This is a genomic window from Sphingobacterium sp. InxBP1, assembly GCF_026191775.1.
GTDB lineage: Bacteria > Bacteroidota > Bacteroidia > Sphingobacteriales > Sphingobacteriaceae > Sphingobacterium > Sphingobacterium thalpophilum.
In genome coordinates this window covers 493414-510921 of record NZ_JAINDX010000046.1, presented here as the reverse complement: position 1 = coordinate 510921, position 17508 = coordinate 493414, and the positions used below count along the sequence as shown (strand labels likewise).

Genomic DNA, 17508 nt, shown 5'->3' with positions numbered 1-17508 from the left:
AACGCATTGAAATTTCGGAATATTGCATAAATGTGCTATTTTTAAGAAAAAATAACCCATGAAATCAACCACTCTAACGCTTTTTATTGCATTATTATGCATTTTTAATATTGCTGTTGCGCAGACTTTTAAATTTGCTCATGTCACCGATACGCATGTTGGCGGAGCAACAGGTGAGGAAGATTTGCGACGTACTGTAAAAGACCTGAATACGTTGAAGGATATCGATTTCGTTATACTTTCCGGAGATATTACAGAGTTTGGCGCTGATCATGAGCTTAAACTGGCCAAACGTATTTTGGACAGCCTGCAGCTGCCCTGGTATGTGATCCCCGGTAACCACGATGGTAATTGGTCGGAAAACGGCGCGAATACGTTCCGCACGGTGTTTGGTGGTGAAACATTCTTTTTCAAACATAAAGGATACGAGTTTATCGGCACCAATTCGGGGCCGAATATGCGGATGAGCCCGGGGCAGATTCCACGTGAAAATCTGGTGTGGATGGATTCCATCTTTGCGGCAAACCCTGACAGGCAGATACCACTGATTTACATCAATCACTACCCACAGGACTCTTCGCTGAACAACTGGTTTGACGCATTAAAACGTGTGAAGACGCGCAACGTGCAATTGGCACTCTGCGGTCATGGGCATATAAACAAAGCCTATGATTGGGAGGGGATACCGGGTGTGATGGGGCGCTCCAATCTGCGCGCCAATAAAGAAATAGGCGGTTATAATATTGTGACGATCGGTGACGGTCAGGCGGTGTACCGGGAGCGGACACCCGGGGTGGGAACACAGCAAACACCCTGGTTGACAGTGCCACTCGTTGATCATCGTTTTGCAAATGAAACCAAGCTTTACCCAAGGCCGAGTTATGCCGTAAACGCTAAATATGCGGATAGGGTTCGGGTCAACTGGACATTTGAGGATGCGAGCGATATCGGCGCAGGGTTGACGGTCTATCAGAACAAGGTGCTTAGCTCCAACACGGCAGGTGATATTTTTGCGCTAGACCTCAAAACAGGGAAGAAGTTATGGTCATTTCGCACAGGTGGAAAGGTCTATTCTACACCGGCTGTCTGGAAGGATGTAGTCGTCGCGGGATCATCTGATCACAACATCTACGCCATAAACGCACAGAACGGCAGTCTCCTTTGGAAGGTAGCCACGGATAAAGCGGTATTAGGCTCGCCGTTGATCCATGACGGTACTGCTTTCATCGGCGGTTCGGACGGTAAATTCAGAGCGCTCGATGTGAAAACTGGAGCAATCAAGTGGACTTTTGATCAGGTGAAGGGGTTTGTCTCCACATTGCCGACCTATTACTTGGGGAATATCATCTTCGGCTCGTGGGGAAATGGCTTTTATGCCCTGGATGCAGAAACAGGAGCGCTGTCCTGGGAGTGGAACAATGGGCATGCCAACCGCATGTTCTCCGCTGCTGCCTGTAATCCTGTCGGCGTAAACAACCGTATTTTTGTGGTGGCACCTGACCGTTTTATGACGGCACTGGATGCAAAAAACGGCACCGTAATATGGCGGGAAAAGAAAGATACGATCCGTGTGCGTGAGTCTATGGGCCTCGCCGCCAATGGTAAATATATCTATGTAAAAACGATGGATGGCGACTTGCTGGGCATTTCTTCTTCTGGGGAGAAAATGAAGGTGGCCTGGGCCTCGAAACTGAAGCTGCCTTATGAATTGACGCCTTCAGCAATAAAAACAAATCGCAAGCTGGTATTCGTGCCGAGTCATTCGGGTTTGCTGTCTGCAGTAGACGCAAAAACAGGCGATGTTGCCTGGCAATATAAAATTTCAAACGGCATGGTTAACCCTGTGGCAACAAAAGGCAATAATCAGGTCATAGCAAGCACGATGGATGGAAAAATAGTGTCTTTAAGCTTTTAAATGATTGTTAGAATCGATTTTGTTAAAAATAAATGCCTTGTTATGATAAAAAGATGTCTAAACTTCTTAAATTTACGTCAAGCTTTTTTGCTTGTTTTTGCGTGTTTTGTTTGTAAATTTGCGCAAGCACAGCAAAACGCTTGGATTCGAATAAACCAATTAGGCTATACCCCCGCCGGTAAAAAGGTGGCGGTATGGGGCGGGAAATCAATCAGGCAGCTTCGTTCTTTTGAAGTTAAGGCGGCAAATACAGGTAAAACAGTGTATGTCCATTCCGTTGGGAAAGATTATGGTGCGTACGGACCGTTTGTCCAAAGTTTTCGTTTTGATTTTTCTGTCGTACGGGATACGGGAAGCTTTTATATTGAGGCAGATGGCGTGAGGTCACCTGCTTTCCGGATTGCAAAGGACGTTTATAAGGGCGCTGCCGATTTTGTGCTGCGTTATATGCGGCAACAGCGAACCTTATTCAATCCCTTTTTAAAGGACAGTTGCCATACGCATGATGGATTTACCTTATATGCTGGCAAGGCGGGTATCGCGGATAGCACGCGTATCGATGCCGGCGGTGGCTGGCATGATGCTTCTGACTATCTGCAGTATGCGACAACCTCGGCGAATGCGACGTTTCATCTTCTGGCAGCCTATCGCGATTTCCCACAGGTATTTGGGGATCATAAACAGGCAAATGGGCTCGAGGGCAGCAATGGCCGGGCTGATGTGCTGGATGAAGCGAAATGGGGGTTGGACTGGTTGCTGAAAATGCATCCTAAAGCAGATCAGATGTATAATCAGATAGCTGATGACCGCGATCATGCGAGTATGCGTATGCCTAAGGAGGATCCGTATTACGGTCGCGGCTTTGAACGGCCAGTCTATTTTATTGATGGCGAGCCGCAACAGCGTGGTAAGTTTATGAACAATACGACCGGGACGAGTTCGACGGCAGGTAAATTTAGCAGTGCTTTCCGGCTGGGCTCGGTTCTATTTAGAAAAGATGACAGGACATATGCAAAGCTGCTGTCCGAGAAAGCCGAAACCGCTTATGCTTATGCAAACATCAAGCCCGGCGTGACACAGACAGTTTCTGTTAAATCTCCTTATATCTATGCGGAGGATAACTGGGTAGATGATATGCAGCTTGCTGCAGCAATGGGCTTTGCTGTGACGGGAAAAGGAAAATTTGCCCAGGAAGCCATGCAGTATGCAAGGCAGGAAAAAATTACGCCATGGATGATATCGGATACTGCGGCACATTATCAATGGTATCCCTTTATCAACTTGGGGCATTATGAATTAGCTAAACGTTTAAAAGGGCAAAATCGCGAGGAGATTGTCTCTTACTATAAGCAGGGCATTGAAGAGGTCAATAAACGGGCAGAGCAGAATGCATTTTTGAGGGGAGTTCCTTTTATCTGGTGCAGCAATAATCTGACAGTTTCCTTTGCGATGCAATGTCTCTGGTATAAGGAATTGACAGGTGATGGTCGCTTTGATGAACTGGAGCAGGCCAACTTTGACTGGATCTTCGGTACTAACCCCTGGGGCACGAGCATGGTGTATGGCCTGCCGTCCTGGGGAGATACGCCTGTCGATCCACATTCGGCTTTTACTTATTTGGGTAAGCATCCTATCGATGGTGGATTGGTGGACGGCCCGATTATGGCGTCCACCTACCGGAATCTGATCGGGATCAAGCTCAATAATCCGGACAGTTATGCCGATTTTCAGAGCGATCTGGCGGTGTACCACGATGATTATGGAGACTATAGTACCAACGAGCCGACGATGGACGGAACGGCGTCATTGATCTATCTGCTTGCTGCAAAGGAAGGACGGGCTTTGGAGGAGCCTGCTGGAAAAAAGTAGTTCACGATCTATTCGGTGCCATCGTCCGTGGTGACTCCACACAGAAAAAAGTGGCGTTGTTTTTTACGGGCCATGACCTGTCCGAAGGAGCACCGGCTGTGCTGAATAGCTTGAAGAAGCATCGCGTCAATGGCAATTTTTTCCTGACCGGTGACTATCTGCGTAATCCGGGCTTTCGTCCCTATGTCCGCGAAATGCTGAAGGCAGGCCATTTTCTGTCAGGGCATTCGGACCGGCACCTTTTGGTGAGCGACTGGCTAACCCGGGGTGAACTGCTGGTCACGCGTGATTCTTTTGTCAGGGATCTAAAAGCGAATCTGGAGGCATTGACCCCTTTTGGGATCGACACAAGTAAGTTAGCTTACTATGTCCCTAGCTATGAATGGTACACTAGCGAAACTGTCGAATGGGCCAAACAGCTGGGCCTACATTCCGTCAATTACACGCCGGGCGTACGGACAGCAGCTGATTATACGTATCCGGAGATGGGAAAGCGGTATCTGTCGTCCCAGGCTATTTTGCAGAGCCTCTGGGCATATGAAAGAAAATTTGGACTGAATGGTTTCCTATTATTGATCCATATGGGTACAGACAGCCGAAGAAAAGATAAGTTATATCATCATCTGGATGATATTATTGTGGAGTTGAAACAGCGGGGATATCAGATAGTGGATATACCTCAATTATTGAAATAGAGAATTACAATACATATTAAGAATGGTTAATACAACGGAGAAAGATTCGAATTATCAGGATTTGGACAAGATGTCTGTACATGAATTATTGACTAATATCAATAATGAGGATAAATCTGTGCCTCTGGCGGTTGAGCAGGCAATCCCTCAAATCGAAGCCTTGGTCAAAGTGACTGTGGAGCGAATGAAGGCTGGTGGTCGAACTTTCTATATCGGTGCCGGTACGAGCGGTCGGCTCGGGGTGTTGGATGCGTCTGAATTGCCTCCGACTTATGGCGTGCCATTTGAATGGATTATCGGGCTGATTGCCGGTGGCGATACTGCAATTCGCAAAGCTGTGGAATTTGCGGAAGACGATCTGGAGCAGGCCTGGAAAGATATGGAAGCGTACGAGATTGACGAGAACGATGTGGTGATCGGTATCGCTGCTTCCGGAACAACGCCTTATGTGATCGGCGGGCTGAAGATGGCGAATGAAAAAGGTCTCGTAACAGGCTGTATCGTGTGCAACAGCGGTTCACCGATTGCTGAAATTGCACAGTATCCTATCGAAGTCATTGTAGGACCTGAGTTTGTGACCGGATCGACACGTATGAAGTCCGGTACGGCACAAAAGCTCGTATTAAATATGTTCAGTACTGCTGTGATGATTCAGCTTGGCCGTGTAAAAGGCAATAAGATGGTGGATATGCAGTTGTCAAATCACAAACTGGTGGGACGTGGCGTACGTATCATCATGGATCAGACCGGGGCTACGGAAGAGGATGCAGCAGCACTGCTGGAACAATTTGGTAACGTTAGACAGGCCATCGAAGCGTATCAGGCCACACATTAATGTATGACCCATAAAAGATAATCACCTATTAAAAACAAACTATGTCACCAGTCATATTATTGTCCTTTATTATCATCTATTTTGCGGTCCTGCTTGCGGTAGCGCATTTTACATCTAAGGGGTCTGCGGACAACTCCACCTTCTTTGTCGCCAATCGAAATTCGAAATGGTATATGGTCGCCTTCGGGATGATCGGTACTGCATTGTCCGGCGTGACCTTTATTTCTGTGCCCGGAGCCGTCGGTGCATCAGAATTTAGCTATTTTCAGTTTGTCCTGGGCAACGCTGTGGGCTTTGTGATTATTGCCTACGTGCTGCTGCCTCTTTATTACCGGATGAACCTGACATCGATTTATACTTATCTGGAGGAACGCTTCGGACATACCACTTATAAAACCGGCGCAGCCATTTTTCTGGTGTCCCGGACCATTGGCTCCGCTTTCCGCTTGTATTTGGTGGCTATCGTTCTCCAGCATTTTATCTTCGACGCCTGGAATGTGCCTTTCGCCATCACTGTAGTAATCTGCCTTGTGCTGATCTGGATGTATACCAATAAGGGGGGGCTGAAGACGATTATCGTAACGGACACCTTACAGACAACTTTTTTGGTTACCGCTGTCATACTTTCGATTTATTTTATGGCCAAAGGGCTGGATTTCGGAATCGTAGATACTTTTGAGGCTGTAAAAGAGAGCAGTTATTCCAAAATCTTTTTCTGGGACGATTTTGTAGGGAGTAAAGCGAACTTTTGGAAACAGTTTTTGGGCGGTATTTTTGTCACGATAGCGATGACCGGCCTGGATCAGGACCTGATGCAAAAGAATCTATCCATGGGTACTATCAAAGAGGCGCAAAAAAACATGATCACTTTCACCAGCGTGTTTGTGGTGATCAATATTTTCTTTTTGGCTGTAGGTGCCCTGCTCTACATTTACGCTGCAAAAAACGGCATAGACGTGTCCAAATTGGCCACCCGTGACTATTTATATCCCGAAATAGCGCTGAATCATCTGGCCATTGTGCCAGCAATCATTTTTATGATGGGTTTGACAGCGGCTACTTTTGCGACAACAGACAGTGCGCTGACCGCGCTGACAACATCTTTCTGCGTCGATTTTTTGAACTTCAATAAGAAGGAAAATCCAAATGATCCCGCGCTGGTAAAAAGACGGAATTATGTGCATTTCGGATTCTCTATCGTTATGCTGCTGGTGATTCTTGTATTTAAGCTGATCAATGATGATTCGGTCGTTAACGCGATATTTACAGCTGCCAGCTATACCTATGGCCCGCTGCTAGGCCTGTTTGTTTTTGGTATCTTCACCAGATATGCCGTGCGCGACAAGGCTGTACCCTATATCTGTGTGCTGTCACCGACAGTGCTATATCTGTTAAAGACTTACGTGATAGAAGTTTATACGCCTTATGTGATCGGTTTGGATCTGATCATCATCAATGGTTTGATCACCTTCCTGATGCTTTTGCTCAGTTCTCCCGGAAAGGCGTCTGAAAAAGCGCTTTCCCATAACTAAGGCTTATTTTTGATTTGTACGTACAGAAAAATTAAGTTAAGTTTGATAGACTTAGTTTTTTTGTACGTATGTATCATAGCATAAATGAGACTACGGAGTTTATCCGTAGAAGAATTGGAGACTTCACTCCAGAATTCGGTATCATCCTCGGTACCGGTTTAGGTAAGTTGGTTGATGAGATTGAAGTCGAATACCAGCTCATGTATTCCAATATTCCCAATTTTCCAATTTCCACTGTAGAATTCCATTCGGGCAAGTTGATTTTTGGTAAGCTAAGCGGGCGGAATGTTGTCGCCATGCAGGGGCGTCTGCATTTCTATGAGGGCTATGATATGCAGCAGATCACTTTTCCGATCCGTATCATGAAGGTTTTGGGGGTGCAGAAACTATTTGTATCCAATGCTGCCGGCTCATTGAATCCAGAGGTAAAAAAAGGGGATCTTGGGATTATTGAAGATCATATTAACCTGCTGCCGGATAATCCGCTGCGTGGGCAGAATCTCGCAGAGTTTGGCCCCCGTTTTCCGGATATGAGCGAACCCTATAACCGCCTTATGATCCAGCAGGCTCTCGAAATTGCGTCGGCGCATGATATTTCAGCACGCCGTGTGGTCTATGTATCCTCTCCGGGACCAAATCTGGAAACCCGGGCTGAGTACCGTTACATGCGGCTCATCGGCGGTGATGTGGTCGGTATGAGCACCGTGCCGGAGGTCATCGTCGCCAATCATATGTCCATTCCGGTGTTCGCGATTTCTGTTGTTACCGATGAAGGTTTTCACGATGAACTGAAACCGGTCTCCCTGCAGGAAATTGTGCAGGTGGCGGAGAAAGCGGAACCAAAGATGACATTAATTTTGAAAGAATTGATAGCTTTGCAGTAATTTAGACTATAGATAATTTTAGATGAAGTTGATCGTACGCGTATTAGCCGCACTGTGTGTCTTCCTTGTTTGTTCTATGGATGCTGTTGCCCAGAGCAACGATGAATGGAGCAGCGCACTGGACTCTGCCCGGGCCAGGGAGGACGGGAAAAAAGATTCGGTGATCCTGTCCGCAAAATATATCCGGTATGCGACATTGGATATGCTGAAGAAGGGTACCTATACGCGGCAGATCGATACTTCGCATCGCAATTATCAATACTATAATCCACAGAATTTGCCCTGGAATCCCAGTGTCAATCTTGGGGCGTACGGGCTGGCCACGCGGGACCTATTATTCCAGCCCAAAAAAACGATCGGGTTCCAGTCTGGGTTTACCGCTTTGGAACGCTACCTGTTAAATCCGGATTCGGTGCAGTACTTCCGCGCCCGGGCGCGGTATTCCGAGCTTTCTGCTGTGGGTTTCTTTTTTGATGATCAAGTGTTCCGGGCGCGGGTGGCGCAAAATATAAATCCACAGTGGAATATGAACGTTGACTTCCATTCCACCAAAACGGATGGCTTCTATCTGATGCAGAATTACTCGGATATGAAGGCTTCTGTGGCTTCCTGGTACGAGTCGAAAAATAACCGATATAACCTGTTGATCAATGCTGTATTCAACCGGCTGGATGCCATGGAAAATGGATCCATTACCGAAGATAAGCCCTTTGCGCCGGAGAATTGGCAGGCTCCGGGTCGCTTTACTCCTAAATTTAATGATCCCGGTAAAATAAACATTCCGCGATCCAAATGGTGGGACAATTCGCTATTCCTAAGACAGTCGCTGTATGTCGGGCGTATGGATACCGTCGATAAAGGCAAACCGACCATGCAGCTCTATCCGACCAACAGTATGGCGCATAATACCCGTATCCGAAAACAGACCTACAACTTTTTTAAAAATTTAGAAGATATGTATGCGGCCTTACCTTACAATAATAAGGCACTTACGCTCAACAACGACAAGACGACGATCACCAATATATCCAACGAATTTGAATATAACTTTTTCCTGCGGGGCAAATCCATCTTTAAAAATGAGGCGAAGCTGAATCTGGCCTTCCAGCATGATATGAATTGGGTAGAGCAGAGCCAGATAGACTCGCTGCGCTATTACACTAACCGTGCTGCGTACCCAGAACCGCATAAAAAGCTGCCGGATAGCACAGTATTTGACAAATTCTACCAGAATGGTATGGTAAAAGGTGAGCTGGGCTATAAATTTTCGGACCGGCTCGATTTCAGTCTGAGAGCCAATCAGATCGTCTTTGGGCATAATATCGGCGATTTTCTCTATGAGGCGAAAGCCGATGTCTCGATGGGCGATAAAATCGGTAAGGTGACATTGGGCGCTTACTCGCAGAACAAATCACCTGAAATGGTCTATAATAATCTGAATTATACCTACGGACAATGGAACGATCTGGATCTGAAGAAAATCAAAATTCAGAATTTATCCTTTCAGTACAGCAACCCCATGCTCGGCTTCAGAGGAAAAGTGGAGTACTTTCTGATGAATAACTATACGTACTTTGAAGAACTTCCGAATGCGCAGAACGATCCAAAAAAAGATAAATGGATCATTCCGGCACAATTGGATAACGCCAATCTGCTCAAAGTGACCGTGGGGCAAAAGTTTAAGTTCAGGCATTTTACTTTCGATAACTTAGTCGTTTACCAAAAGACCGACCAGCAAAAAATCCTCGCTATCCCCGAACTCTATACCTGGCATAGCCTCTATTATAGTAACCTATTTTTCAAGGTGATTGACTATAGTATCGGGGTTGACGCGAAATTTAATACACCTTACGCCAATCCCAATTACTCCATGGGGACAGGACAGTTTTATAATGCCTATCAGCAGATCGAGTTTTCGACTTACCCCATTATGGATGTGTGGGTAACGGCCAACATACAACGTGTCAATATGTTTTTGAGTTATAACTTCCTGAATCAGAATTTTTATCCGCGTGGATATTATACGGTCAGACGCTATCCCATGAATCCGGCCAACTTCAGATTTGGTGTTTCGTGGAAGTTCTATGACTAATTTCCATTAAAATTATATGCGTGTTTTTTAGCTTGTTGTGCTCTTTGGCGTGGAAAATCTTCTAAAATAATTTTGAGAATAGAATTTTTAAGCTATATTTGCACACGCAATTAGGGAACGGCGTTCTTTAAAAAAAGTATGGAGGCTTAGCTCAGCTGGTTCAGAGCATCTGCCTTACAAGCAGAGGGTCACTGGTTCGAATCCAGTAGCCTCCACCATACAAAGTCGGAGAATTAGCTCAGCTGGTTCAGAGCATCTGCCTTACAAGCAGAGGGTCACTGGTTCGAATCCAGTATTCTCCACCATTCCAAAACGGAGGCTTAGCTCAGCTGGTTCAGAGCATCTGCCTTACAAGCAGAGGGTCACTGGTTCGAATCCAGTAGCCTCCACATAAAGCACACAACGGGTGCTTTTTTTTCGTTAGGGGATTTAGCTCAGCTGGTTTAGAGCACTACATCGACAAGGTAGGGGTCACTGGTTCGAACCCAGTAATCCCCACAAGACAAAAAGCGTTCCTAAGAACGCTTTTTTTGTTTTCAGGTGCCTTATTTTTATTCGTGTTTATCGGACAGCTCTTCCGTCCGAAATCAGATAGGGGTATAGCTGTTGTTATTTAGTTGCCTCTGGGAGCAGCCCGTTTTTTACCTAACTTAAATCCATAACCGGTCGTCCATTCGATAAAGTCTGCTTTGCCGCCATGGGCTTTGATAGAGACTCCCGCGAAAAAATCTTTGTATACTTTGTAACGGACGCCGGCTCTCAGGTACACCGGTGTGCTCTCGCCGTTGAACTTGTTTCTGTGGAGATATACGCCGACATTTCCGTTAAGGTATAGTCTGGAGTTTAGCACATGGTCAATATAAAAGGCTGGTCCATAGGAAAAGAGTGAAGAGAACTTGCCCGCCTTATCGCCCGCGATTTTCTCATCATTGCCACTGGCAGAATAGAAAGCATCGAGACCTGCACCCAAACGCCATTTATAGCCTAAATGCTTACTGTAATAGGCGCCCAAAGTTGATTTGAAATATTGCCCGTCATGCTCTCTGTCGATCTGTTTGAAACCAAAAGCATAATTGAAATGCAATTCCTCAATTTCTTCCATTTTTGGAACGTTACTTTTTCTAAAGTCAAAGGGTTTGTTTGTGGGAATGTAGGAGACGGAGAGGCTTAAAGGCAGCAAGTTGATTCCTGTGTTTGGTAGCGCTAATGCGCCGTTGCTAAAGTGATGGAACGCTACGCCCGCACCCACCTGAAACTTGCGGCTTAATCGATAGTTGGCCTGTAGCCCAAGGTCGATAAACACGTTGTTCTTACTTCCGATGATGAGATTAAAAGGATTTTCTTCTTCATTATATGGGTTAAACCGACCGGAAAGGCCCAGTGCGATGCGATAATTGAAGTTCCACCTGCTGTTTACTTTCGGTTTAATGGGGATGGCCACGAAGCCGTAAAACGCAAACGGACGGCCCAGATGCTCTTGACCGAAGGTGCTACTGTATAGCCCCACTCCGTAGATCGGATAGTTATATATCTCATTGTAGATGCTTTTGATGGAGTCCTGAAACTGAGACTGGAAACCGACGCGGAAGTTGAGCCCACTGTAGTAAGAATCTGCCAGGGTCTGTTTGGTGCGCTCATTGAATTTGAGCTCACCACCACTCTCATGTTCCACTTGAAAAATCAACCTTGTTTTTGCGGGAGTACGGCTGCTGAGCGAATCCTTGGGGTTTTCTATTCTGGGAGTGACCTGCGCAGACGTACGATAAGAAAGAAGCGCGAAGACCACAAAAACAAGTATGCTTGATCTCATGAAATAAACATTAGCGTTTTTTTAAAAAATTGTTGCAAAAATAAGAATGATTGACCATTGTAACAATATCGATTGACCACTTGTCGCCCTTGTTTGACAAATTGTCGCATTTCAGCTATCAAAAGTATTTCCTTAACACGGATCTTGGGCAATTGTTTTTTATATGTTGTTAAGTATCTTGCATATGAAGAGCAATTTATCTAAGTTTGGGTTGAAAAGAAAAAGGAAATATGATTAAAAACCTATTTAGAATGACTGCTGTTACATTCGCTCTAACAACAGCAGGGGTTACCTTGTTTGCCCAAACAGCCAAATTCGAATGGAAAGAAGCCTCGGAGGGTGGATACAACTACAAGTATGTTACCAACGATCCGACCCATTCCAGATTTTATAAGCTGAAAAATGGTCTAACCGTCATCTTGAGTCCGACCAAGAAAGAACCTCGCATCCAAACTTACATTGCGACAAAAGCAGGCAGCAAGACCGATCCGAAAGATCACACTGGTCTGGCACACTATCTCGAGCATATGCTGTTTAAGGGGACTGATAAATTCGGCTCTAAAGATTGGGCAAAGGAAAAACCTTTGTTGGATCAGATCGATGCACTTTACGAAAAGTACAATAGTACGACGGACGAGACTCAGCGAAAAGCCATATATAAGGAGATTGATAGGGTGTCGGGCGAGGCGGCAAAATATGCGATCGCCAATGAGTATGACAAGCTGATGGCCTCTATGGGGGCTGAAGGAACCAATGCCTTTACCTCCTTTGAGCAGACTGTCTATCAGGAGCAGATTCCCAGCAATGTGATGGACAAATATCTTGCTGTGCAGGCTGAGCGGTTCAGAAATCCTGTGCTGCGCCTGTTCCACACCGAACTGGAAGCTGTTTATGAGGAAAAAAATATTAGTTTGGACAAAGATGGCCGTAAAGCAGTGGAAGCGATGTTTGAGGCGGCGTTTCCCAATAATAATTACGGTAAGCAGACGACCATCGGTACGGTGGAACATCTGAAAAATCCTTCGCTAAAAGCGATCCGTGAGTATTTCAACACGTATTACGTGCCGAATAATATGGGCGTCATCATGTCAGGTGATTTTGATCCGACTGAGGTGGTGCGCAAGGTGGATCAAAGTTTCGCTTTCATGAAGCCGAAGGAGATTCCTCCCTATACCTTTGAGCCTGAAGAGCCAATCTTGAAGCCCGTCGTTAGGGAAGTCAAAGGACCCGATGCCGAATTCATGTTTATGGGATTCCGTTTTCCTGGTGCTGCGACGAAAGATGCGCGGATGCTGAACTTGATGAGCCAGATACTGACCAACGGGTCCGCTGGTCTGATCGATCTGGATCTGGTAAAGAACCAAAAATTGCTGGGAGCAGGTGCTTTCCCGTATGTGCTTAAGGACTATTCTTTGCTCATCTTACAAGGGAATCCCGGACAGGGACAGCGTTTGGAAGAGGTGCAGCAGCTGCTGTTAGGGGAACTGGCAAAGTTGCGCAAAGGTGAGTTCTCAGATGATTTGATTGCCGCGATTGTCAACAATGCAAAAAAAGACGAAATTAAGCAAAATGAAAATTACGGTGACCGGGCGGAAGCATTGATGGATGCGTTCACCTCTGGTCAGGACTGGGCATCGGTAGTTGGCTACTCGGACGAACTGAATAAAATCACCAAACAGGATGTGGTAGACTTTGCCAACAAGTACCTGAACGATAATAATTACGTGGTGGTCTATAAGCGTAAGGGTGTAGATACCAATGTCGTCAAAGTCGTCAAGCCGGAGATTACGCCTGTGACGGTCAACCGTGACGATCAGTCCGATTTCTTAAAACAGGTAGAAGCCATGCCGGAGGATAAAATTCAGCCCGTATGGGTCGATTACCAAAAGGATGTGCAAAAAGCCACCGCACATGGTTTGCCTGTACTGGCAGTGAAGAATGCGGACAACGAACTGTTCTCCTTGTCTTACCGTTTTGACGTGGGCAAATGGAATAATAAATTGCTTTCACTGGCTGCAGGATATCTGGAATTTCTGGGAACTAAAGACAAGTCCAGTGAACAGTTTAGCAAAGATTTCTACCAATTGGCATCGGATTTCTCCGTATCAGCAGGAAATGAAGAAACGGTGGTTTCGATCTCAGGGCTGAATACAAACTTTGGGGCGACACAGGACCTGATACAGGATTTGTTGCGCAATTGTGTGGCGGATCACCAGGCCTTCAAAATGTATATCGCTCGCCTTAAGAAAGCAAGAGCAAATGCCAAAGAAAATAAGGGTGCCATCATGGAAGGGCTTAAATCGTATGCCAAATATGGATCTAAAAATCCATTTAACAATGTGTTTACGGATGCAGAACTGGATGCACTGAAAGCTGAGGACCTTGTTGCTACCCTCCATGATCTGGCCAACATGAAACACAGCTTGCTTTACTTTGGACCTTTGTCTGCCAGCGAATTTGTGGCCAAGGCCAAGCCTTTAAAACAGGGGGCTGGAAATTACGTCGAACCGGCAAAGGGGCTTGTGTTTAAGGAACTGCCTACAGCTAAAAATCAGGTGCTCTTTGCGGACTTTGATATGAAGCAGGCTGAGGTATTTTGGTATAGGACATCTGCTGCTTACGATAACGCCTTGACACCTACGGTTGCCCTATTCAATAATTACTTTGGAGGCGGTATGGGAAGTATCGTATTCCAGACAATCCGCGAATCGAAAGCCTTGGCCTACTCGACGTACGCGTTTTATGGACAGCCATACAAAAAACAAAACCACTATACCGTGGGAGCGTACGTGGGTACGCAGGCGGACAAATTTAACGAAGCAATCAAAGGCATGAACGAGCTGTTGAACGTGCTTCCCGAAAGTGCAAAAGGGCTGGATATTGCCAAAGTCAGTTTGCAGAAATCCATTGCCAGCGAACGGGTGCTGAATGCCGCTATTCTTCACAGTTATCTGGCAGCCCAAAGATTGGGAAATACGACGGACATCCGTAAAGTAGTCTATGAGCAGGCTCCTAAACTGTCTTATGCAGATTTGAATGCCTTCCATAAGAACGAAATGAGCAACAAACCCTACGTGTATTGTATCGTGGCGAAGGAAGAGAACCTCAAGCAGGAAGATCTTGCCAAGTTGGGTGAGGTCAAAAAAGTGGATTTAAAGGAGTTGTTCGGTTATTAATCTTCTTTTTGTCCCTTATCCGGCTCCTGTTCGTAAGCCATTCGTATCTCGTTCGGCTTTTGTTCACTGATTGTCCACATTTCGTCCCCTCTTTCTCTACATTAACAGTAGGGAAGGAGTGGACAAAGAGTAGGGGAATAGTAAGGTTTGCGAACAAGGTACGAACATGGGGCGAAGCACGTCCAAAGGTGCAACGAAAAGAAATACGTGCTTTTGTCAAGATCTTGCGATTTCTTCAATCTGTTCGTTGATGAACTGCAAGGTGTCTTCTTTGAATAGTTCCCCCTTGTCATCCAGTTCGTTCTGAACATGTGGGAGAAATATTTTAAGCGGGAGGACATGCATTCTGAGGTAATGGCATATGCCTGTCAGATGATCTATTCCCCTGATGTTGCCATATCGCCCTGAAGATAATCCGACCAATGCAACTTTTTTGTGATAAAAGCTGATGGGGAAAGTACAGCAGTCGATAAAGAGCTTGAGTGCGCCGGGGATGCTCCCATTGTATTCGGGCGCAATAAAAATAAACATTTCAGCATCGCTGACCTTCTGCTGTATAGGTTCAAATGCAGTACTTCGCCTCCCGTATAGATCTGTTTCCAATATATTGGGCGGAAGATCCGATAAAGAGAGAATTTCGTTCTCAATGGACTTACGATTAAGCAGTTGCTGGTAGCATTTTGCTATTTTAAACGTTTTACTATTTGGACGGTTTGTTCCGGATATTATTAAAATCATTGTGCTGTTGATACTTATAAAAAGCACTATTTCGAAGTGGATACATATCTTGATTTTTTGTATCTTAGCATCCTGAGGATATGTGCTTTTGATCCTTCAAAAGTACGAAATATGCTGCATTTGTTCTGCTCTTTCGTCATGAGCGTGAATATTTTGGCAGATTAATCTTCGCAAAAGTGAAATGTAGTGCACAGAGACATTTTAATTAAGAAAGGTTTTCATTCAAGATGGGAAAAATAATCGCAATCGCAAACCAAAAAGGAGGAGTCGGAAAGACCACAACGTCAATCAATCTGGCGGCAAGTTTAGCGGTTTTAGAATATAAAACACTGCTGGTGGATGCGGATCCGCAGGCCAACTCGACTTCTGGGATCGGTTTTGACCCTCGTACAATTACAGCAAGTGTATACGAGTGTCTGGTAAACGACCTGGACCCGAGGGAAGCTATACAGCAGACCGAAACCCCGAATTTGGACCTTTTGCCTGCCCACATTGATCTGGTAGGTGCTGAGATTGAAATGATCAATATGCACGAGAGGGAGTATAAAATGAAAAAGATTCTGGATCAGGTCAAACAAGATTATGATTTTATTATCATCGACTGTTCTCCCTCCTTGGGCTTAATTACAATCAACGCTTTGTCGGCTTCGGATTCTGTCATCATCCCGGTGCAATGTGAATATTTTGCATTGGAGGGCTTGGGTAAGTTATTGAACACCATAAAAATTGTCCAGAACCGTTTGAATACCAGTTTGGAAATCGAAGGAATATTGTTAACCATGTATGATGTTCGTTTAAGACTTTCCAACCAGGTGGTCGAAGAAGTGAAAACGCATTTTACTGATTTAGTTTTTGATACCATCATTCAACGTAATACCCGTTTAAGTGAAGCGCCAAGCTTCGGTATTTCCGTCATTATGCATGACGCATCCTGTAAAGGAGCGATCAATTATTTGAATCTGGCACGTGAGATATTGCAGAAGAACGGACATCTTAATGAAATGAATACAACAGTAACCGCATAATATGGCAGCACATCAGCGTAAAACAGGTCTGGGAAAAGGTTTAGGTGCTCTATTAAATGATAGCGTAGATATTCCGGCTAAAAGTAATCAACAGGTTGAGGAAGCGCCGCTTGTGACCTCTTCTCCCATAAACAAAACGAAAGAAACGGGCAGTATTAGTCATGTCCGTGTGGAAGAAATATCGGTGAATCCCTTTCAGCCCCGTACAGAATTTGATCCAGTAGCGCTGCAGGAGCTATCGGAATCCATTCAGCTGCAGGGCTTGATCCAGCCGATCACCGTCCGGAAAATTTCAGATGGAAACTACCAGTTGATTTCGGGTGAGCGACGTCTACGTGCGTCGAGACTGGCTGGTCTTACGGAAATTCCAGCTTATATCCGTACCGCCAATGATCAGCAGATGCTGGAGATGGCGTTGATTGAAAATATCCAGCGTGAAAACCTGAATGCGATAGAGGTCGCTTTGAGTTTTCAGCGTATGATCGAGGAATGTAATCTGAAGCAGGAGGAGCTCGGAGAGCGTGTCAGCAAAAATCGCTCGACAGTAACAAACTATCTGCGTCTGCTCAAGCTACCACCGGTGATTCAGGCTGCAATACGCGACGGGGCCCTAACCATGGGACATGCCCGTGCGCTGATCAATATACCAGAGGTTGATAAACAGCTTTATATATTCAAACTGATCATCGATCAGGGATTGTCGGTTAGGAAAGCAGAAGAGCTTGTCCGTGAACTCCAGAAAGGTGGAAAGAAAAAGACAGGGAAAGAGAAGCCGGCAATGTCTTTTCAACTCCAAAAGATTGAAGATGACCTGGCCTCTAAATTTTCTTCACGTGTCAAGCTCAATCTGAAAAGTGCGAAAGGTAAAGGTGCCATCGAGATTCCTTTTGAGTCCGAAGATGATTTAAGCCGTATCCTTGAACTGTTAGATTGGTAG

The 17508-nt window shown here is 45.5% G+C and carries 12 protein-coding genes and 4 tRNA genes; 14 read left to right on the top strand and 2 right to left on the bottom strand.

The features are described from left to right. Positions 1–58: 58 nt before the first annotated feature. From K7A41_RS14465 to K7A41_RS14415, 11 genes are all read left to right on the top strand, one after another. Entirely contained in the window at positions 59–1915 is a 1857-nt protein-coding gene (locus K7A41_RS14465) for a PQQ-binding-like beta-propeller repeat protein (RefSeq protein WP_265714245.1), read from the top strand. Between the two features lie 42 nt (positions 1916–1957). Further along, positions 1958–3784, top strand: a complete 1827-nt coding sequence (locus K7A41_RS14460; protein ID WP_265714244.1) for a glycoside hydrolase family 9 protein — start codon at positions 1958–1960, stop codon at positions 3782–3784. Between the two features lie 50 nt (positions 3785–3834). Further along, positions 3835–4479, top strand: a complete 645-nt coding sequence (locus K7A41_RS14455; protein ID WP_265714243.1) for a polysaccharide deacetylase family protein — start codon at positions 3835–3837, stop codon at positions 4477–4479. A 13-nt stretch (positions 4480–4492) separates the two neighbouring features. After that, positions 4493–5314, top strand: coding sequence for an N-acetylmuramic acid 6-phosphate etherase (murQ, locus tag K7A41_RS14450; protein ID WP_322784030.1), 822 nt, complete (start codon positions 4493–4495; stop codon positions 5312–5314). Positions 5315–5355: 41 nt separating this feature from the next. Beyond that, positions 5356–6846, top strand: coding sequence for a sodium:solute symporter (locus K7A41_RS14445; protein WP_028071798.1), 1491 nt, complete (start codon positions 5356–5358; stop codon positions 6844–6846). Between the two features lie 68 nt (positions 6847–6914). Further along, positions 6915–7730, top strand: a complete 816-nt coding sequence (locus K7A41_RS14440) for a purine-nucleoside phosphorylase (protein ID WP_265714241.1) — start codon at positions 6915–6917, stop codon at positions 7728–7730. Between the two features lie 22 nt (positions 7731–7752). Continuing rightward, positions 7753–9822 carry a putative porin gene (locus K7A41_RS14435; RefSeq protein WP_265714240.1) on the top strand — a complete coding sequence of 690 codons (2070 nt, stop codon included), beginning with the start codon at positions 7753–7755 and terminating at the stop codon, positions 9820–9822. Positions 9823–9962: 140 nt separating this feature from the next. Continuing rightward, positions 9963–10040, top strand: a tRNA-Val gene (locus K7A41_RS14430). 9 nt (positions 10041–10049) lie between these two features. Then, positions 10050–10127: transfer RNA gene (locus K7A41_RS14425), tRNA-Val, on the top strand. A gap of 9 nt (positions 10128–10136) precedes the next feature. Beyond that, positions 10137–10211, top strand: a tRNA-Val gene (locus tag K7A41_RS14420). 34 nt (positions 10212–10245) lie between these two features. Next, positions 10246–10320: transfer RNA gene (locus K7A41_RS14415), tRNA-Val, on the top strand. A gap of 115 nt (positions 10321–10435) precedes the next feature. Here the strand turns inward: K7A41_RS14415 and K7A41_RS14410 are convergent. Beyond that, positions 10436–11632 (bottom strand): acyloxyacyl hydrolase, encoded by a 1197-nt coding sequence (locus K7A41_RS14410; RefSeq protein WP_265714239.1) that lies wholly within the window; start codon positions 11630–11632, stop codon positions 10436–10438. 230 nt (positions 11633–11862) lie between these two features. On the opposite strand from K7A41_RS14410, the gene K7A41_RS14405 reads away from it, so the two are divergent. Next, positions 11863–14808 (top strand): M16 family metallopeptidase, encoded by a 2946-nt coding sequence (locus K7A41_RS14405; protein ID WP_265714238.1) that lies wholly within the window; start codon positions 11863–11865, stop codon positions 14806–14808. Positions 14809–15024: 216 nt separating this feature from the next. On the opposite strand, the gene K7A41_RS14400 is transcribed toward K7A41_RS14405, so the two are convergent. Next, positions 15025–15546, bottom strand: coding sequence for an NADPH-dependent FMN reductase (locus K7A41_RS14400; RefSeq protein ID WP_265714237.1), 522 nt, complete (start codon positions 15544–15546; stop codon positions 15025–15027). A 227-nt stretch (positions 15547–15773) separates the two neighbouring features. On the opposite strand from K7A41_RS14400, the gene K7A41_RS14395 reads away from it, so the two are divergent. Both K7A41_RS14395 and K7A41_RS14390 read left to right on the top strand, forming a co-directional pair. After that, entirely contained in the window at positions 15774–16571 is a 798-nt protein-coding gene (locus tag K7A41_RS14395; protein ID WP_028071807.1) for a ParA family protein, read from the top strand. Position 16572: 1 nt separating this feature from the next. After that, positions 16573–17508, top strand: coding sequence for a ParB/RepB/Spo0J family partition protein (locus K7A41_RS14390; RefSeq protein WP_028071808.1), 936 nt, complete (start codon positions 16573–16575; stop codon positions 17506–17508).